The sequence below is a fragment of the Flavobacterium sp. genome (genome assembly GCF_047602195.1).
Classification (GTDB): domain Bacteria; phylum Bacteroidota; class Bacteroidia; order Flavobacteriales; family Flavobacteriaceae; genus Flavobacterium.
The window spans coordinates 1,437,305-1,456,081 of record NZ_JASGHW010000004.1 but is presented as its reverse complement, the minus strand read 5'-3'; the positions used below and the strand labels follow the sequence as shown (position 1 = coordinate 1,456,081).

Sequence of the window (18,777 nt, the reverse complement as noted above, 5' to 3'; positions counted from 1 at the left end):
AAAAGCTGCCCGAGAGCGAGGCAGCTTTTTATTGATAATCACGCAACGTAAGAATTAGTTTCCTTGTTTTTGTGCGTCCTGTACCATTTTATCATTGGCGGTGATCGCAAATTCCACACGGCGGTTTTGGCTTCTTCCGTCAGGGGTATCGTTGGTCGCGATCGGGTCGGCGATTCCCATTCCGGTGGTTTGGAAACGGGTAGACACCAAGCCTTTTCCAGAAAGATAACTCTTTACCGATGCGGCTCTTTCGCCAGACAACTTCAAGTTGTATTCCGGTGTACCGGTGTTGTCGGTGTATCCGTAAATCACGATGTCGGTGTCCGGGTAATCGTTGAACACTTTAACGAGTTTATCCAAATTGGCTTTGGCTGTCGGCGTCAAGGTCGATTTGTTGGTGTCGAAACGAACGGCATTTTCGCCAAGGACCAACTTGATCCCCTCGCCTACACGCACCACATCGGCACCCGGAAGTGCATTGTCGATCTCACGGGCCTGCTTGTCCATCTGGTTTCCGATCACGCCACCGGCCACACCGCCGACTACGCCACCGAGTACCGCACCGAGTGCGCCGTTTCCGCCTTTGCCCAAATTGTTGCCGAGGATACCGCCGATGACGGCTCCGCCCACAGCACCGATCGCTGCGCCTCTTTGTGTTTTATTCGTATTTTTTGCTGCTTCACAACTCGTAAATACCGAACCTGAAATCATCAGGGCCGCGAGTGCTATAATTGAAAACTTCTTCATGATTGTTTAGCTTTAGATTTGGATTAGTTTACTTTTTGGAATTGGTATACCACATCGGTGTTTTTGCCACCTACGTTGATGTTGTCAACGAGTTGGAAAGATTCTGTGGTTTGGTTGGCCATCCTGAGCACGTAACCATCGCGTACTTTCTTGGCTTTTTCGCCCGCGTTCAATACCTTGAGCACGAATTGTCCATCTTTGTTGACAAACCATTTGATTGGGGAAGAAAATGACGGACAGCCCGCAGCGTTAAGTTCCATGGTGCCTGAATCATTGTTCGATACAAATTTCCAGTTGCTGCCTTCAAAACATTTCGAGTCGGCCAAGTTGAACGATGTCACTTTGATGTATTCCGAACCCGGATAGGTGACCGACGTAATCGTCCAGTTTCCTTTAACGGCTACATGCGATCGGTTGTCTACTTTGGTGTTGGTGGCTGATGTCGACTTGCAGCTTCCGAAAGCCAATGCAAGCGCAAACAGTAGGATAAATTTTCTCATGTCTAGATGGTTTAAAAATTTTAACAAAGATACCATATGTTAAAATTCCAATCGTTCCAAAATTTCTTAAATTACTATTAAAATTAACATATCGGTCATTTTGTCACCTTGATTCGATTGGTATCAATTTTGAAAAACCGCGGGCAGAAAATTTAAAACCGAAAATATATGACAACCGGAAAAATCAATGTTTCAGTAGAGAACATCTTTCCCCTTATCAAAAAATTCCTGTACAGCGACCACGAGATTTTCTTGCGCGAGCTCGTATCGAATGCTACCGATGCAACCTTAAAACTCAAACACCTGACAGCCATTGGCGAAGCCAAAACCGAATATGGCAGCCCGGTCATCGACATCAAGATCGATAAGGACAACAAAAAACTCCACATCATCGACCAAGGTCTTGGGATGACCGCCGAGGAAGTCGAGAAATACATCAACCAGGTCGCATTCTCGGGAGCCGAGGAATTCCTCGACAAATACAAGGATTCGGCTAAAGATGCCGGAATCATCGGGCATTTTGGCCTCGGATTCTATTCGGCGTTCATGGTAGCCGAAAAAGTCGAGATCATTACCAAATCCTACAAAGACGAACCGGCAGCGCACTGGACTTGTGACGGCAGCCCAGAATTTACGCTCGAACCGGCCGACAAAGCCACACGCGGCACTGAAATTATCCTGCACATCGCAGAAGATTCTTTGGAGTTTTTGGAAGAATCGAAAATCCGTGAACTGCTCAACAAATACAACAAGTTCATGCCGATTCCGATCAAATTCGGCACCAAGCAAAACGCGCTTCCAAAGCCCGAAGACGCTCCGGAAGATTACAAAACCGAATACGAAGAAGTCGACAACATCATCAATAATCCTGCTCCGGCCTGGACCAAACAACCATCCGAACTGACTTCGGAAGATTACCAGTCGTTCTACCGCGAACTCTATCCGATGCAGTTCGAGGAGCCGTTGTTCCACATCCATTTGAATGTAGATCATCCGTTCAATTTGACGGGAATTTTGTATTTCCCGCGCTTGGGATCGGACATGCAAATCCAAAAGGACAAGATCCAGTTGTACCAAAACCAGGTGTTCGTGACCGACAATGTCGAAGGCATCGTTCCCGAATTCTTGACGATGCTCAAAGGTGTGATCGATTCACCCGATATTCCTTTGAACGTGTCGCGTTCGTACCTGCAAGCCGATGGAAACGTCAAGAAAATCTCGAATTACATCACACGTAAAGTCGCCGACAAACTCAAGTCGTTGTTCACCGAAAACCGCGAGGATTTCGAAGCGAAATGGAACGACATCAAGATCGTACTCGAATACGGGATGTTGTCCGAACCGAAATTCTATGAAAAAGCAGGTGCGTTTGTGTTGTATCCGACGGTCGACGGAAAGTTCTTCACTTTGGACGAAATCAAGGAAAACCTCAAGGAAAAACAAACCGACAAAAACGGCAAGCTCGTTATTTTGTACGCCGGAAACAAAGACGCCCAGCACGCCTACATCGACGCAGCGAAAGCCAAAGGCTATGAAGTAGTGCTACTCGATTCGCCGATCGTATCGCATTTGATCCAGAAACTCGAAGGCGACAACCCAGATTTGACTTTTGTACGTGTCGATTCGGATCACATCGATAACCTGATCAAGAAAGACGAAACTTCGATTTCGAAATTGTCGGAGGACGAGCAAACCAGCCTTAAATCGGTGGTGGAAGAAATTGTCCCGAAAACGACCTACAGCGTCCAGCTCGAAGCGCTCGACAGCAACGCCGCGCCTTTCCTGATTACGCAGCCTGAATTCATGCGCCGTATGAAAGAGATGAGCCAGACCGGTGGCGGCGGGATGTTCGGCATGGGCAACTTCCCTGAAATGTACAATTTGGTCGTCAATACCAATTCGGAATTGGCCACGAACATTCTCAAGACCGAAGACAAAACCCATCAGGAACACCTGGTCAAACAGGCGCTCGATTTGGCCAAATTGTCGCAGAATTTATTAAAAGGCGAAGAACTTACCGCTTTTGTCAAGCGCAGTTTTGAGCTAATCAAATAAGAATTTTCCCATTTAAATATCGAAACCTGTAAGCCAAAACTTGCAGGTTTTGTTTTTTGTGTTAAATTTTTAATCATTTGATTAAATTTTTTGTTTAAATCGAAATCAGCCTTATCTTTGTCAAAAAAATTGAAGCCTCAAAATGTCTGAAAAAGATCTGTCGACAGAAGAAAAAATCAAAGAAGCCGCAAGAATCGTTTTTACCAAAAAAGGATTTGCCGCCACCAGAACGCGCGATATTGCTGAGGAAGCGGGCATCAACCTGGCCTTGTTGAATTATTATTTCCGCAGCAAGGAAAAATTGTTCCACCAGGTCATCATGGAAAAAGTACAACAGATTTTTGGCGTACTGTTTCCGATCATCAACAACGAAAGCCTCGATCTGGAAACCAAAGTCGAGCTCATTGTTGAAAATTACATCAGTCTGCTGCTCGAAAATCCAGATTTGCCGATTTTCGTTTTCAGCGAACTCAGGAACAACCCGCAATTGTTCGAAGGCCGCGTCAACGCGCACCTGATCGGTGAATCCTCGCTGATGAAACAATTGCAGGAGAAAAAGCCAGACATCCATCCGGTGCAGTTCATCCTGAGCCTCTTTGGTTTGACCGTGTTCCCGTTTATGGCCCGGCCGATGATGACCGTAACCAAAATGGCCGCCACCGATGCCGAGTTCAGGGCATTGCTCGAACAACGCAAGAAGCTCGTCCCTAAATGGATCAAGCTGATACTCGAAAGCGATTAGCTTTTTTTTTATCCTTAAATTAATCAAATGATTAAAATATTTATTTAACTCACACCTCCATCAAAAAATGAAACAGTTATTTATCCTCATGATGCTCAGCCTGCCGCCACTCATCAATGCGCAGACCGCAAAATCGCTCACCCTGGAACAATGCCAATTGGCCGCAGAGCAAAACTATCCGCTCACCCAAAAAAGGGACTTGATCGCCCAAAGCCGTGCGTTCACACTCGAAAACATCAGCAAAGGCTACCTGCCGCAACTCAGCGCCAACGGCCAAATGACGTATCAATCGGATGTGACGGAAATCCCCGTATCGATTCCCGGAATCGACATGCCGACACAGGAAAACCTGCAATACAAAGCCTATGCAGAGATGACCCAGCTCCTTTACGACGGCGGAAAAATCAAGCAACTCAAGAATTCCGAAAATGCCAAACGCAATGTCGAGACCCAAAAACTCGAAGTGGGTTTGTATGAGCTCCGGGAACGCATCATCAATTTGTATTTCGGGATTTTGATCAACAACGAGCAACAGAAACAAAACGGTTTGCTCAAAAACGACCTTCAAATCGGGTTGAAATCGGTCGAGGCGCAAATCGCCAACGGGACCGCTTTCCGCAGCAACGCCGATCTATTGAAAGCCGAATTGCTCAAAGTCGAACAAAATGCGATTGCACTGCGCAGCAACAAAAAGGCTTACCTGCAAATGCTCGGGTTGTTTATCGGCGAGGAACTTCCGGAAAATACCGAATTGCAAAAGCCGCAAACCCCATTGGTTTCATCAGCCATCAACCGTCCCGAACTCGCGATGTTCAACTTCCAGACGGAAAGTTTCGAACTCGAAAAGAAATTGATCACCTCCGACAGCCGTCCGAAACTGAATTTCTTTGTACAGGCCGGCATGGGCAACCCTGGGCTCAACATGTTCGAGGAAGGCGTTCAGGATTTCTACATCGGCGGATTGCGCATGACCTGGAATTTGACGCACACCAAAAAGAAACAGAAGGCAATCCTCGACCTCAACAAACTCAGTACAGCATCCGACAAGGAAACCTTCCTGTTCAACACCAACCAGTCGCTCCAACTGCAAAATGCCGAAATCAACAAATTGCAGGAATACTTAAAGGTCGACGGCGAAATCATTGCGCTGCGTTCGAATGTCAAGAAAGCGGCCCTCGCACAACTGCAGAACGGAGTCATCGATTCGAGCGACTACCTGCGCGAGGTCAACGAGGAAAACCAGGCCAGACAAAACAAGAGCACACACGAAACCGAATTGCTGCTCGCCCAATACCGTGAAAAAATAACCCGAGGAAATTAATCAAAATCAAAAATGAGAACACTAATCACCACTACAATCGCCGCCCTGACACTCGCTTCGTGCGGCAACAAAGACAATCAATTTGACGCCAGCGGCACTTTTGAGGCTGTGGAAACCATCGTTTCGGCCGAAGCCAGCGGGCTCATCAAAACACTCAACATCGAGGAAGGCCAGCAATTGCAGGCCGGACAGACCATCGGTTACATCGATACGGTCCAGCTTTCGTTGCAGAAAAGACAGATCGAGGCGCAAATCAACGCCGTACTGAGCCGAAAACCCAACATTGCCGCAGAGACCGCTGCCTTGCAGGAAGAACTCCGGCATGCGAGACAAGAACAACAACGCATCGCGAACCTGGTCAAGGCCGACGCCGCGACGCAAAAACAACTCGACGATGCGACGAGCCAGATCAATGTCATCCGCAAGCGAATTACGGCGCAGCAAACTTCGCTCGGCACGACTACTTCGAGTTTGAGCGACGAAGCCCAAGCGCTTCAGGCGCAACTGGCCCAAATCAAGGACCAGCTCGCCAAATCGGAAATCGTCAACGATGTCGAAGGCAGCGTGATCACCAAATACGCCGAGGCCAACGAAATGACCGCGATGGGAAAACCGTTGTACAAAATCGCCAACATGACGACCATTACCTTGCGGGCTTACCTGACCGGCGACCAATTCGCCAAAGCCAAGATCGGGCAAAAGGTCAAGGTGTTTGTCGATGCCGATGCCGAAAACTACAAAAGCTACGAAGGAACGATTGAATGGATCAGCGACAAGGCCGAATTCACGCCAAAGACCATCCAGACCAAAGACGAACGCGCCAACCTCGTGTATGCGGTCAAGGTCAAGGTCAAAAATGACGGGCTGCTCAAGATCGGGATGTACGGCGAAATCAAATTCTGACATGGAAACGCTAGCCAACAACACTTTACCTGAAATCGCCGTATCGGTGCAAAACCTGACCAAGACCTATGGCAAAAACAAAGAAGTCGTTGCCGTAGATTCGGTTTCGTTCGAGGTCAAGCGTGGGGAATTGTTCGGGCTCATCGGACCCGACGGTGCGGGAAAGACCAGCCTGTTCCGCATGCTCACAACCTTGCTCGTGCCGGACGATGGCGTTGCATTGGTAGACGGGCTCGACATTGTCAAGGATTACAAGCAAATCCGCAACAATGTGGGTTACATGCCCGGTAAGTTCTCATTGTATCAGGACATGACCATCGCCGAAAACCTGCATTTCTTCGCGACCATTTTCAATACGACCGTCGAAGCGAATTACCACCTGATTGAGGACATTTACGTGCAGATCGAGAAATTCAAGGACCGACGCGCCGGGAAACTCTCTGGCGGGATGAAACAGAAACTCGCACTTTGCTGCGCCCTGATCCACAAACCTACCGTCCTGTTTCTCGACGAACCCACGACCGGTGTCGATCCGGTGTCGCGCAAGGAATTCTGGGAAATGCTCAAACGGCTCAAAGAACAGCACATCACCATTGTCGTGTCGACGCCTTATATGGACGAAGCGACGATGTGCGACCGGATTGCACTCGTACAACAGGGAAAAATCCTGTCGATCGATACACCGGAGAATATTATCAATTCCTATCCAACCACACTATACAATGTAAAAGCAACCCACATGTACCCACTTTTAAAAGCGTTGAAAAAATGGGAGAAAGCTTCCAACAGTTATGCTTTCGGCGAATACGCTCACCTTTCCATGAAAAAGAAACCCGAGGCGGAGCAGAACGGAGCGAAGCTAAACCCGAATAACCTCCAGGAAATCATGCAATACCTGCACGAGGAAAAACTGATCGGGGTCGAAGTCAAGGAAACCCAACCGACGATCGAAGATTGTTTCATCCATTTACTGTCGTCATGAAAACGCTAGACCCAACCGAATTATCGATCAAGGCCGACAAAATCTGCAAGCGTTTCGGCGACTTCACGGCCGTGAAAGAAATCAGTTTTGAAGTCGAAAAAGGCGAAATTTTCGGGTTCCTTGGCGCGAACGGTGCGGGAAAAACCACGGCGATGCGCATGCTGTGCGGGCTGTCGGTTCCCACCTCGGGTTCGGCAACCATTGCGGGATTCGATGTGTACAAACAAACCGAGCAGATCAAGAAACACATCGGTTACATGAGCCAGAAATTTTCGCTGTACGAAGATTTAACCGTGCTCGAAAACCTCGAATTCTTTGGCGGCATCTACGGATTGTCGCGCCAACAGATTGCCGACAAAAGCGACCAGTTGATCCAGACTTTGGGTTTGCAGAAAGAAGCCAAAAAACTCGTCGGCGGATTGCCGCTGGGCTGGAAACAGAAGCTCGCCTTCTCGACCGCCGTGTTCCACGATCCCGAAATTGTCTTCCTCGATGAACCGACCGGCGGGGTCGATCCCGTGACACGTCGCCAGTTCTGGGACTTGATCTACGAGGCAGCCCAACGCGGCATCACGATTTTCGTCACGACGCATTACATGGACGAGGCCGAATATTGCAACCGCATCTCGATGATGGTCGACGGCAGCATCTCGGCGCTGGGCTCGCCTTCCGAACTCAAGAACCAGTTCCATACCGACAACATGGACGAAGTGTTTTACCAATTGGCCCGCGCGGCCAAACGCGGCGATTAATTAAAAAAAGAAAAAGATGAAGCAATTTTTAACTTTTGTACGCAAGGAATTTTACCACGTGCTGCGCGACCGCAAGACGCTTTTCATTTTATTCGGGATGCCGATTGTACAGATTACGCTGTTCGGTTTTGCGCTCACAAATGAACTCAAGAATTCCAAGATCGTCGTCGTCGACAACGCCAAGGATGCGGCTTCGCAAGCCATCATCACCAAACTCGAAGCGAGCCGTTATTTCGAAATCGAAAAGGCGCCGTTGTCGCCCAAGGAAATCCTGGAACAATTCCGCGGCGGAAAAATCAAGGCGGCTGTGGTCTTTCCTGACCATTTCAACAATGATTTGATGCACGCCCACAAGGCCCAGGTCCAAATCATCGCCGATGCCTCCGACCCGAATACGGCCACTACGATTACCAATTATGCAACCTCAATCATTCAGGATTACCAAAGAGGATTGAACACCAATCAAGCGATGCCGTACCAAATCAAACCCGAAACACGCATGCTGTACAACCCGCAAATGAAAGGCGCCCACAATTTTGTCCCGGGCGTGATGGCGATGGTCCTGATGCTCATTTGCGTGATGATGACGGCCATTGCGATCGTCAAGGAAAAGGAACTCGGCACGATGGAAATCTTACTCGTGTCGCCCTTTCGCCCGATCATGGTGATTTTGTCGAAGGCGGTGCCTTATTTCATCCTGTCGCTGGTCAACCTCACGACGATTTTGGTCTTGAGCGTCTATGCGATGGACTTGCCGATCAAAGGCAGTCTGCTGCTGCTCGTGGCCGAAAGTGCATTATTTATCATCTGTTGTTTGACGCTGGGCATTTTGATTTCAATCAATACGGCTTCGCAACAAGTTGCCATGCTGGTTTCACTCGTGGGCATGCTGATGCCGACGATGATTTTCAGCGGTTTCATGTTCCCGATCGAAAACATGCCCGAAGTATTGCAGGTTTTCTCGAACGTCGTGCCGTCGAAATGGTATTACAGCATCGTCAAATCGGTGATGATCAAAGGGCTCGGCTTTGGCGCGGTTTGGAAAGAAACGGCCATCCTGGCCGGAATTACCTTATTCCTGTTGGTGGTAAGCCTCAAAAAATTTAAAGTCAGACTCGAATAAAAAAGAGAAATCATGAAAACATTACTTTTTTTACTCCGAAAAGAATTCCGCCAGATTTTCAGGAACAAATCGATTCTCGCGATCATTTTCATCATGCCGACGATCCAGTTTTTGATCCTGCCGTTGGCCGCGAATTATGAGGTCAAGAACATCAACCTGTCGGTGGTCGACAACGACCATTCGGATTATTCGCGACAATTGATTTCGAAAATCACGAGCTCGGGTTATTTCAAATTGCAGAGTTCGGACGCTTCGTTCGATCTGGCCATGAAAAACATCGAAAGCGACAAAGCCGACCTGATCCTCGAAATTCCCAAAGACTTCGAAAGAAATCTCATCCGCGAAAATGCGCAACAATTGTTTATCGCCGTCAACGCCATCAACGGTTCCAAAGCCGGACTTGGTGGCAGTTATCTCGCGCAGACGATCGCCGATTTCAACAACAACATTCGCGCGGAATTATTGACGCCGGCTAAAATCGGCCCGCAGCCGCAAATCGAAATCACTTCGGCCAACTGGTTCAACCCGCACCTCAACTACAAATTGTATTTTGTTCCGGGCATCCTGGCCTTGCTCGTGACGATGGTCGGCGGTTTCCTCACGGCGCTCAACATCGTCAAGGAAAAGGAAATCGGGACCATCGAACAGATCAACGTAACCCCGATCCGCAAACACCATTTCATTTTGGCCAAGTTGATCCCGTTCTGGATTCTGGCCAACATCGTGTTCACGATCGGCCTGCTGCTCGCGCGTTTCGTCTACGGCATCATCCCCGAAGGAAACATCCTGGTCATGTACGCGTTCATCGCGATTTACCTGTTGGCCGCACTCGGATTCGGGCTTTTGGTATCGACCTATTGCGAAACCCAACAACAGGCGATGCTGATCATGTTCTTTTTCATGCTTATCTTTATGCTCATGGGCGGATTGTTTACACCGATCGAGAGCATGCCCGAATGGGCGATCTGGGTTTCGAAATTCAATCCGGTGAGTTACCTGATCGATGTGATGCGCATGTTCATCCTCAAAGGAAGTACGTTCCAAAATGTGCTGCCGCATTTCGCCGCAATCATCGGATTTGCCCTATTTTTCAATGGATGGGCGGTGCTCAATTACCGAAAAACGAATTAGTCGTTTAATCAAAATCAATTATCAATCGAAATCAAAATCATGAATCCCATCAAAATCAAACTGTTTTTAATCGCCTTGCTGCTGGGGCTAAACCTGCAGGCGCAAGTCAGCGATTCGATCAAGAAAAAGGCGCAGGCGGCGATCACCGACCGCTTTCCCGTCACACGTACTTTCGATGTGCAATACCAACAATACTTGCCCACCGACTACGAATCGGAACTGTACGATCGCAGCTTCAGGAGTGGCGAAATGAGCAACCATTATCGTTTGGCATTGGCGGCCAACATTCCTGTCCTCAAACGCCCGAAATGGCAACTCACAGCTTCGGCCAATTACCGTTACGAGGCTTTTGAGTTGCGCGACACCAACACCGACGCGTTGTACAGCGCCCTGCCTGCTGGCCAGGACAAGGTCGACTTTCATTACCTGTCGACCGCGATGAGCTTTACCTATTATTCGACCTTGTTCCGCAAACTCATCATTTACAACGCGAGTGTGATTGTGGACGGCAGCGAAGAACAGGCCGAGCGCGTCAAGGGTTTTGCCGCGGCCACCTGGATCGTCAAACGCAACCAGCAAACGATGATCGGTATTGGCTTGTTGGCTTTCATCGACCCGACGGCACAGCTTCCTGTGTTACCGACCTTGGCCGTGGAGCACCATTTCAAGAATTCACCTTGGTTTGTCGATGTGATCTTGCCGCAGCGCGCAATGCTCAAACGACCGATGTTTGCCAACGGCCGCCTGTCGATCGGTACCGAAATCAACGCCGATAATTTTTATGCCTATTCGAATTCGCCTTTTTTCGCCGACACTTACGATTACCGGCAGTTCGAACTCAAATCGGGTTTTACTTACGAGCACCATTTGAGCCACCAATTCATCGCGTCGCTGCGCGCCGGGATTTCGAATGTGATTGCTTCCAACATCTATGAACTGGGCCAGTGCGGCAACAACGAGACGTTGTCGGTCACGCCGGATCCGACGGGTTATTTCACGCTTGGCTTTTCCTACAATCCCCATTTTAAATCATTCAAAAAATCAACAAAATAATCCTATGAAACCCATCCTGTCCATTTTTAAAACTTCGGCAGAAAAACCGGAAGACATCGAAAAAATAAAACCGTACCTTGACCTGCTCTATGCGGTGCGCCAATGGCATTTTGCACCCGGGAGCAACGGCGGCATCCTGCGCATCAACAGCATCCATCCCGTTTCGGAATTTGTGGTGCGCATGATGGGGATGTTCGATTTCAAATGCGAGGAATTGAAATAGTTCGGCTTTCAATCTTACTATTTTTCGATTCGGTGAAACATTTTTTGCATTCGGACAACAAACGGTAATCATCCACAATCCATCAATCAAACTACAATGAAAAGAATCCATCTATTCGAATTTGAGGACCAGCAATGGTTTCCCACTTTTCTCCGAAATTACGTCACCGATTTCCTCCAATTCCTCTCGAACAAGGCCAATATGTTCCAAAGCGTCTTGCCCGTCATCGAGAAAGGACTGCAAAAAAGCGGCGGCAACCGCATCATCGATCTGGCCTCGGGCGGCGGCGGCGGGCTCATCCGTGTGAACCAGGAGTTGCGCAAGACCCATCCCGACCTCAAGATCACGATGACCGATTACTATCCGAATCTGCATGCGTTTGCCTACACCCAAAAACAGGCGACTAATTTTGATTTCATCGCGACTTCGGTCGATGCGATGCATGTTCCTGAAACACTAAAGGGTTTGCGTACGCAGTTTTTGTCGTTCCACCATTTCAGGCCCAATGACGCGCGCCAGATTTTGCAGAATGCGGTCGATGCCCAAAGCGCCATTGCTATTTTTGAAGGACAGGAACGCAGCGCGGCGAGCATCATTGCGATGATTTTCTCGCCGATTTCGGTCTTGCTGACCACGCCGCTGATCCGGCCGTTCAAGTTGGGACGCATTGTTTTTACGTACCTGATTCCGATTGTTCCTTTGATTGTATTGTGGGACGGCATCGTTTCTTCGCTGCGCACCTATTCGGTCGCCGAAATGCACGAACTGGTTTCGCAATTGGATCACAAGGACGACTTCGAATGGGAAATCGCGCGTGTCAAATCGGGGCCGGCGCATGTTTTGTATTTGCTGGGTTATCCAAAAATCTGATGGCTTACGGCCGCAGAAAATAAAACCGAAATGGTAAATTCCGTTTCGGTTTTTTTACTTTTATCTCATCAAAATCCGCCGATGAATTTCTGGAAGCAAAAAGATGTAAAACTGTTCCTGGTCCTTGTACCGGTGTTCACGTTTGTGACTTACCTGGTCACCTATTCGGGTATCGTGTATGATTCGGGACTCGCGATCGCTTTTGCCATCGATACGGCCAACGCCTACATTACCTGGCTCGGCGTGCGGTTCATCATCAAGACGCTCGAACAGCAAAGCAAGGGCGATTATTTTTCGAGCAGGCAGTTTATCAAATTGTTCCTGTTTACCTTTATCGGCGGCGTGGGCGTGACGATTGTACTGCCCAACGGACATCCGTACATCACCGGAAACCGTTACGCCAAAGACCAGGCGGGCATCTGGACGCACGATTTATTGATTTTCCTGATGTGGATCGTAGCGGTCAATTTCATTTATATCCTGATGCGGTATTACGAGATCTGGCAGCAATCGGAACAACGGCTCGCCGATGAAAAAACGCTCAAGACCGAAGGCATCAACCTCAAGATCGGCGACAAGAACGTCAAGTTTTCACTCAAGGAAATCCACGGTTTTTTTGTCGAAGACGGTTTTACCTATCTGATCAATGCCGATTTCAAGACGTTTATCGTAGACAGTTCGCTCGACAACCTCGAACAGAAACTGCCCGAACGGTATTTTTTCCGTGTCAACCGCAAATTCATCCTGCACCGAAACGCGATCGTGTCGTTCAAACGCATCGAGGACAGCAAATTGCTGCTGACGACCCTGGCGCAAAAACCGTTGCCCGATTCGCTGCCGATGAGCCGACTCAAGGCACCGGCTTTCAAAAAATGGTTCGAGCAGGACGCCGCGGCACTCTAAATCTTTGCAGTATGGACACCGATTTGATTTTCCAGAACATCAACAAACACATCCAGCTCGATGCGATCGAAACCGATTTCTTCTTGTCGGTCTTGCAGCCGCGAACAATCAAGAAAAAAGAATATTTGCTCAAGCCGGGAGACATTTGCCGCTACGAAACCTTTGTCACCAAAGGCTGCCTGCGTACCTACACGATCGACGACAATGGTTTTGAACACGTCGTGATGTTTGCGATGGAAGATTGGTGGATCAGCGATTTCTACAGTTTCCTGACCCAAAGCCCGGCGACTTATTTCATCGACGCGGTCGAAGACACCGAAGTTTTGCAGATCACCAAGGAAAACATCGACCGTTTGTATGAGCGGGTCCCAAAATTCGACCGCTTCTTCCGCATCCTGTTGCAGAACGCCTTTGTGGCACAGGAAAAACGCATCAACCAGAACCTTTCATTCACCGCCGAGCAGCGCTATTTGAATTTCATCCAGAAATACCCGCAGCTCGAACAGCGGTTGTCGCAGAAACAGATGTCGGCCTATTTGGGCATCACACCGGTTTTTTTGAGTATGCTGCGTCGCAAGTTGGCTGGGAGATAGACCGGCTGCGCTGCCAGAACCAAGACCACTGCGTTGCAAGACCGCTTCGCTGAAAGACTTTCTAACAGTACTTAAATAGCGCTCAATCTTGCTTCTTGCAGTGAAACGGTCTTGGCTCTAACAGCTAAGCGGTCTTTCTTAAACTACTTTAATTTTTATCATTTCCATTCACCGTTGCTTTGTCCCGACAAAACAGCAACCGATGAAAACCTTTTATTTTCCTTTCGTCCCTCTTTCTGATCCGAATCGCTTTCAGAAAAATACCAATTCTTCCTTTTCCGCCAAAAAGGGTGAAATACCGTCTGCATTTCAACCCCAAAAATGCTACACTTGGGCTTTGGTTCGAGGTGAAATTCGCTACACTTCGGCTTTAAACCCTTGTAAATGCTAGGATTCCATTTTTTCATCGGTATACCTTTGCCGAAGAAAAATAAACAAGCGCATTGCATCAAAAATGAAAAGTCATGACCTCTTAAAATTCAAATTTCAAGTTTCAACTCATCCATCAAAACGAAAAATCAAATCAGTATCAATCATCAAAAATCAATTTTAAATCATCATCAATTAATCAACCCGAGGCATTTGATATTAAGAGGAGAATGTCCAGCGGACATTCGGTAATACCAAACGCAGCGGAAAAAAAATCAACAAATGAAGAATCCAATGTACCACTACCTGATGGCCATCCTACTTTCCCTGTTCGCCATCATCGCCAATGCCCAGGACGGCAAACAGAAATTTACGCTGAGCGGAACCATTTCCGACAAGGCTGGAAACGAAACGCTCATCGGCGTCAACATCAGTATCAAGGAGCTCAAGGCGGGCGTCATGACCAACGAATACGGCTTTTATTCGATTTCGTTGCCCGAAGGAACCTACACGTTACAGGTGAGCTACATCGGCTACAACACCTTGGAGCAAACCATCGAACTCAACGAAAACATCCGCAAGAATGTACAGTTGGAAAGCGAAAGCCAACAGCTCGTGGAGGTGGTCATCCAATCGAACCGCCCCGAAATCACCAATGTGCGCAAAGCCGAAATGAGCACGAACAAACTCACGATCCAGGAAATCCGCAAAATGCCCGCGGTTCTGGGCGAAGTCGATGTACTCAAATCGATTCTGCAATTGCCGGGCGTGACCAATGCGGGCGAAGGCTCATCGGGGTTTAATGTGCGTGGCGGCTCGGCAGACCAGAATTTGATTTTGCTCGACGAGGCTACCGTGTACAATTCCTCGCACCTTTTCGGGTTCTTCTCGGTGTTCAATCCCGATGCGATCAAGGACCTCAAATTGTACAAAGGCGGAATTCCGGCCAAATTCGGCGGTCGCGTGTCCTCGGTGTTGGACATTTACCAGAAGGAAGGCAACAAGGACGGCTTCCACATGAACGGCGGCATCGGGCTTATTTCGAGCCGACTCATGGCCGAAGGCCCAATTGTAAAAGGCCAAGGTTCGTATCTCGTGGCAGGCCGCGGATCGTATGCGCATCTGTTCATGAAATTGTCCGACAATGACAATTCGGCGTATTTCTACGACCTCAACACCAAGGTCAGCTACAAACTCAATGAGAACAACAACTTGTTTTTGTCGGGTTATTTCGGACGCGATGTGTTTAGTTTGGGCGACGATTTCAGCAATACCTATGGGAATTCGGTCGTGAATGTGCGCTGGAACCATTTGTTTTCGGACAAATTGTTTTCGAACCTGTCGATGATCTACAGCAATTACCATTACGGTCTCGACCTGGATTTCGAAGGTTTGCAATGGGAATCGGGCATCAAGAACTACAATTTCAAGTACGATTTGCGGCATTACCTGAGCGACAAACTCAAACTCAGTTATGGCGCCAGTGCGATGTATTACGAATTCAATCCGGGCGAAGTGTCGCCACTGGGTGAAAACTCGGGCATCAATTACCGCCAGCTCGACAAGAAATACGCGTTTGAACCGTCGCTTTACATTCAGGCCGAACAGGAACTGACCGATAAGCTTTCCATCAATTACGGCTTGCGCTACAGCATGTTTTACCGCATCGCCGACAAGGAAAATCATTATGCCAACGGACAGGCGGTGGCGTTCAACGATACCTTCCAGATTTATGAAAAGGCCCAGCCCGTCGGTACCGAATACCATCCCGGGCATGAAATCATCGCGAGCTTCGACAACCTCGAACCGCGATTGGCCGTGGCCTACCAATTGGCAGACAACCAATCGGTCAAGGCGAGCTACAACCGCATGAGTCAGTATTTGCATTTGATTTCGAACACGGCTTCGGCTACGCCGCTCGATGTTTGGGCGCCGAGCGACAATTACATCAAGCCCGAGATCTTGGACCAGGTGGCTTTGGGTTATTTCCGCAATTTCAAGGACGATGCGTATTCGATTGAGGTGGAAACCTTCTACAAGAAAATCAAGAACCGTATCGATTACATCGACGGCGCCGATTTGATTGCCAACAACGACATCGAGCAAGTCATTTTGAACGGAAAGGCACGTTCGTACGGAATGGAAGTCTTGTTCCGCAAAAACGAAGGCAAGCTGACCGGATTCGCTTCCTATACTTTATCGCGCTCCGAGCAACAAACCCCGGGCCGGACGTCAAACGAAACAGGCATCAACAACGGCGAATGGTACCGCGCGAGCTATGACAAAATGCACAATTTGTCGGTGACGACGGCCTACCAGTTCAACGAGAAATGGTCCTTCGGTGGGATTTTTACGCTGCAATCGGGCAAGGCGGCAACGTTCCCGAATGGCAAATACAGTTTCGGCGGCATGACGGTTCCTACTTTTGAAGGTCGAAACCAAAGCACGCTCCCGGCCTACCACCACCTCGACATTTCGGCTACTTATACGCCCAAACCGAACAAAACCAAAGGCTGGCAAAGCGAATGGGTGTTCAGCATCTACAACGTGTACAACCGCGCCAATGCCGCCTCGTTGTCCTTTGGACAAAACGAAGACAGCGGGCTCAGCGAAGCCAAACAAATGTCAATTTTCGGGATGGTCCCGAGCATCACTTACAATTTCAAATTTTAATTTAAACATTATGAAGACATTACTTTATATCGCACTGTTATGCACCGCATTCTTGAACATCGGTTGTGAAGACACCGTACACGTTGACCTCGACACGGCCCCGTCGCGCTTGGTCATCGATGCCCAGCTCGACTGGCAGAAAGGAACCGATGGAAGCCAGCAGACCATCAAACTGAGCATGACGACCGGTTATTACGAATACCTCTATCCGGCGGTTTCTGGTGCCGAAGTGACCGTCACCAACAGCAGCAACACTGTTTTTACCTTTACCGAAACACCGGGAACGGGCAACTACGTGTGTAATGATTTTGTCCCCGTCATCGGCGAGAAATATACGTTGACCATCCAAACGGGCGGGCAAACTTATACCGCTTCGGAGACGCTGATCGGCGTACCTGAAATCGACTATGTCAACCAAAGCAATGAAGGCGGATTTGAAGGCGACGAAATCGAAGTCAAATATTATTTCAACGACAACGGGGCCGAGGACAATTTCTATATGACGAGCGCCATCGCACCGGTTTTGCCGTATCCCGATTACGATGTCTGGGACGACGAATTCACGCAGGGCAACCAGAATTTCGGCTATTTCAGCCATGAGGATTTGACCCCCGGCCAGCAATTGAAACTCACGCTTTACGGCATTTCCGAGCCGTACATGAATTACATGAACATCTTGCTACAGGCGGCATCTGGTGATGGCGGACCGTGGCAAACCACTCCGGCCAATGTGCGCGGGAACATCGTCAACCAGACCAACAAAACCAATTTTGCGCTCGGGTATTTCCGACTCTCGGAAGTAGACCGACTCGAATACACCATCCAATAAAAAAAACGGCCGTCGGGGCAGAGATTATGATTAATTTTGTCTCCCCGGCGGCTTAAATTATCCCTTTATGGAAATCAAAAGAAAATCCCATTTCAAGGACATCCGACGCGATTTGGCCTGGTTTGACGATTGGGTAAACGATCTCGAAATCGCCAACGGAAAGCAGTACGAACGAATGGAAGTAAAAACCCCACTCGGCATCACGCATGTCTGGGGGTTGAACACCGAAGACCAAAATGCCGAAACGCTCGTCGTTTTCCCGGGCGCGCGTACCACGGCGCTGTTTTGGGATTTCGACAACAACCTCGCTCATCTCGGGAAAAACCTGCGTCTTTTTTTGGTGGAAACCAACGGATTGCCCAACCTCAGCGACGGCCATACGCCCGACATTCGTTCGCTCGATTATGGGGAATGGGCCAATGAAGTAATTGAAAAACTCAACATCGACAAGGCTTTCGTGGCCGGGGCTTCATTCGGCGGGCTCATTTGTATGAAACTCGCGATCACGAATCCCGAAAAAATCAAATCGGTTTTCCTGCTCAATCCGGGTTGCCTACAGTCTTTTTCGCTCAGCGCTAAAAATCTGTATTACAATTTATTGCCATTGATTGTCCCGACGCACGCCAACATCAAAAAATTCCTCGACAAAGCCATTTTCTGCAAGCCGAACCACCAACTTTCGGAAGCGGCCCAAAAGCTGCTGATCGACTACGAACATTTTGCGATGACGCGCTACGCCGACCAAACGCAGAAACCGTATGACATGGACAATGAATTGCGCGGGGTAAATGTCCCGACCTATTTGCTGCTGGGCGACCGCGATTTGTTGTTCCCGTTTGAGCGTTCGATCAGACAGGCGCAGGATAAAATCAGTACGCTCAAGGAAATCAAGGTGTTTGCCAATGTCGGGCACGGCATTGAGACGTATGCGAAAGCGATGGAATACATCGGGTCGCAGATTCCAAATTCCCGTTAGACTGAAACCAAACCAAAATTGATGACACATCA

The 18,777-nt window shown here is 48.6% G+C and carries 18 protein-coding genes; 16 read left to right on the top strand and 2 right to left on the bottom strand.

What is annotated here, in order from left to right:
* Positions 1-54: 54 nt before the first annotated feature.
* Both QM717_RS12660 and QM717_RS12655 read right to left on the bottom strand, forming a co-directional pair.
* On the bottom strand, positions 55-747 hold the full coding sequence (locus QM717_RS12660; protein WP_415037850.1) for an OmpA family protein: 693 nt from the start codon (positions 745-747) through the stop codon (positions 55-57).
* Between the two features lie 23 nt (positions 748-770).
* A complete protein-coding gene (locus QM717_RS12655) occupies positions 771-1,247 on the bottom strand; it encodes a hypothetical protein (protein WP_415037849.1) in 477 nt (158 codons plus the stop codon).
* A 168-nt stretch (positions 1,248-1,415) separates the two neighbouring features.
* Between QM717_RS12655 and htpG the strand changes: the two genes are divergently transcribed.
* From htpG to QM717_RS12575, 16 genes are all read left to right on the top strand, one after another.
* Positions 1,416-3,302 carry a molecular chaperone HtpG gene (gene htpG, locus QM717_RS12650; RefSeq protein ID WP_415037846.1) on the top strand — a complete coding sequence of 629 codons (1,887 nt, stop codon included), beginning with the start codon at positions 1,416-1,418 and terminating at the stop codon, positions 3,300-3,302.
* A gap of 142 nt (positions 3,303-3,444) precedes the next feature.
* The gene (locus QM717_RS12645; protein WP_415037845.1) at positions 3,445-4,044 is read left to right on the top strand and encodes a TetR/AcrR family transcriptional regulator; all 600 of its coding nucleotides are present in this window, start codon (positions 3,445-3,447) and stop codon (positions 4,042-4,044) included.
* A gap of 67 nt (positions 4,045-4,111) precedes the next feature.
* Positions 4,112-5,365, top strand: coding sequence for a TolC family protein (locus QM717_RS12640; protein WP_415037843.1), 1,254 nt, complete (start codon positions 4,112-4,114; stop codon positions 5,363-5,365).
* A gap of 12 nt (positions 5,366-5,377) precedes the next feature.
* Positions 5,378-6,268 carry an HlyD family secretion protein gene (locus tag QM717_RS12635; protein WP_415037841.1) on the top strand — a complete coding sequence of 297 codons (891 nt, stop codon included), beginning with the start codon at positions 5,378-5,380 and terminating at the stop codon, positions 6,266-6,268.
* 1 nt (position 6,269) lies between these two features.
* The gene (locus tag QM717_RS12630; RefSeq protein WP_415037839.1) at positions 6,270-7,250 is read left to right on the top strand and encodes an ABC transporter ATP-binding protein; all 981 of its coding nucleotides are present in this window, start codon (positions 6,270-6,272) and stop codon (positions 7,248-7,250) included.
* The gene (locus tag QM717_RS12625) at positions 7,247-8,002 is read left to right on the top strand and encodes an ABC transporter ATP-binding protein (RefSeq protein WP_415037838.1); all 756 of its coding nucleotides are present in this window, start codon (positions 7,247-7,249) and stop codon (positions 8,000-8,002) included. The genes QM717_RS12630 and QM717_RS12625 overlap by 4 nt, the downstream gene beginning before the upstream one ends.
* A 16-nt stretch (positions 8,003-8,018) precedes the next feature.
* Positions 8,019-9,125: an ABC transporter permease gene (locus QM717_RS12620; RefSeq protein ID WP_415037837.1), complete on the top strand. Its 1,107-nt coding sequence runs from the start codon at positions 8,019-8,021 to the stop codon at positions 9,123-9,125.
* 12 nt (positions 9,126-9,137) lie between these two features.
* Complete coding sequence (locus QM717_RS12615; RefSeq protein WP_415037835.1) at positions 9,138-10,256, top strand: ABC transporter permease; 1,119 nt, start codon at positions 9,138-9,140, stop codon at positions 10,254-10,256.
* 39 nt (positions 10,257-10,295) lie between these two features.
* A complete protein-coding gene (locus tag QM717_RS12610; RefSeq protein ID WP_415037833.1) occupies positions 10,296-11,309 on the top strand; it encodes a hypothetical protein in 1,014 nt (337 codons plus the stop codon).
* Between the two features lie 4 nt (positions 11,310-11,313).
* The gene (locus tag QM717_RS12605; RefSeq protein ID WP_415037832.1) at positions 11,314-11,532 is read left to right on the top strand and encodes a hypothetical protein; all 219 of its coding nucleotides are present in this window, start codon (positions 11,314-11,316) and stop codon (positions 11,530-11,532) included.
* Positions 11,533-11,628: 96 nt separating this feature from the next.
* Complete coding sequence (locus QM717_RS12600; RefSeq protein ID WP_415037830.1) at positions 11,629-12,402, top strand: hypothetical protein; 774 nt, start codon at positions 11,629-11,631, stop codon at positions 12,400-12,402.
* Positions 12,403-12,483: 81 nt separating this feature from the next.
* Complete coding sequence (locus QM717_RS12595) at positions 12,484-13,305, top strand: LytR/AlgR family response regulator transcription factor (RefSeq protein ID WP_415037828.1); 822 nt, start codon at positions 12,484-12,486, stop codon at positions 13,303-13,305.
* Positions 13,306-13,316: 11 nt separating this feature from the next.
* Entirely contained in the window at positions 13,317-13,898 is a 582-nt protein-coding gene (locus QM717_RS12590; protein ID WP_415037827.1) for a Crp/Fnr family transcriptional regulator, read from the top strand.
* Between the two features lie 651 nt (positions 13,899-14,549).
* A complete protein-coding gene (locus tag QM717_RS12585; RefSeq protein WP_415037825.1) occupies positions 14,550-16,940 on the top strand; it encodes a TonB-dependent receptor in 2,391 nt (796 codons plus the stop codon).
* Between the two features lie 10 nt (positions 16,941-16,950).
* Positions 16,951-17,769, top strand: a complete 819-nt coding sequence (locus tag QM717_RS12580; protein ID WP_415037823.1) for a DUF4249 domain-containing protein — start codon at positions 16,951-16,953, stop codon at positions 17,767-17,769.
* Positions 17,770-17,836: 67 nt separating this feature from the next.
* The gene (locus QM717_RS12575; RefSeq protein WP_415037821.1) at positions 17,837-18,745 is read left to right on the top strand and encodes an alpha/beta fold hydrolase; all 909 of its coding nucleotides are present in this window, start codon (positions 17,837-17,839) and stop codon (positions 18,743-18,745) included.
* The last annotated feature ends 32 nt before the right edge of the window (positions 18,746-18,777 follow it).

Coding starts and splice junctions, on each gene's coding strand:
- QM717_RS12660 (WP_415037850.1), bottom strand. CDS start 747: ATGAAGAAGTTTTCAATTATAGCACTCGCGGCCCTGATGATTTCAGGT.
- QM717_RS12655 (WP_415037849.1), bottom strand. CDS start 1,247: ATGAGAAAATTTATCCTACTGTTTGCGCTTGCATTGGCTTTCGGAAGC.
- htpG (WP_415037846.1), top strand. CDS start 1,416: ATGACAACCGGAAAAATCAATGTTTCAGTAGAGAACATCTTTCCCCTT.
- QM717_RS12645 (WP_415037845.1), top strand. CDS start 3,445: ATGTCTGAAAAAGATCTGTCGACAGAAGAAAAAATCAAAGAAGCCGCA.
- QM717_RS12640 (WP_415037843.1), top strand. CDS start 4,112: ATGAAACAGTTATTTATCCTCATGATGCTCAGCCTGCCGCCACTCATC.
- QM717_RS12635 (WP_415037841.1), top strand. CDS start 5,378: ATGAGAACACTAATCACCACTACAATCGCCGCCCTGACACTCGCTTCG.
- QM717_RS12630 (WP_415037839.1), top strand. CDS start 6,270: ATGGAAACGCTAGCCAACAACACTTTACCTGAAATCGCCGTATCGGTG.
- QM717_RS12625 (WP_415037838.1), top strand. CDS start 7,247: ATGAAAACGCTAGACCCAACCGAATTATCGATCAAGGCCGACAAAATC.
- QM717_RS12620 (WP_415037837.1), top strand. CDS start 8,019: ATGAAGCAATTTTTAACTTTTGTACGCAAGGAATTTTACCACGTGCTG.
- QM717_RS12615 (WP_415037835.1), top strand. CDS start 9,138: ATGAAAACATTACTTTTTTTACTCCGAAAAGAATTCCGCCAGATTTTC.
- QM717_RS12610 (WP_415037833.1), top strand. CDS start 10,296: ATGAATCCCATCAAAATCAAACTGTTTTTAATCGCCTTGCTGCTGGGG.
- QM717_RS12605 (WP_415037832.1), top strand. CDS start 11,314: ATGAAACCCATCCTGTCCATTTTTAAAACTTCGGCAGAAAAACCGGAA.
- QM717_RS12600 (WP_415037830.1), top strand. CDS start 11,629: ATGAAAAGAATCCATCTATTCGAATTTGAGGACCAGCAATGGTTTCCC.
- QM717_RS12595 (WP_415037828.1), top strand. CDS start 12,484: ATGAATTTCTGGAAGCAAAAAGATGTAAAACTGTTCCTGGTCCTTGTA.
- QM717_RS12590 (WP_415037827.1), top strand. CDS start 13,317: ATGGACACCGATTTGATTTTCCAGAACATCAACAAACACATCCAGCTC.
- QM717_RS12585 (WP_415037825.1), top strand. CDS start 14,550: ATGAAGAATCCAATGTACCACTACCTGATGGCCATCCTACTTTCCCTG.
- QM717_RS12580 (WP_415037823.1), top strand. CDS start 16,951: ATGAAGACATTACTTTATATCGCACTGTTATGCACCGCATTCTTGAAC.
- QM717_RS12575 (WP_415037821.1), top strand. CDS start 17,837: ATGGAAATCAAAAGAAAATCCCATTTCAAGGACATCCGACGCGATTTG.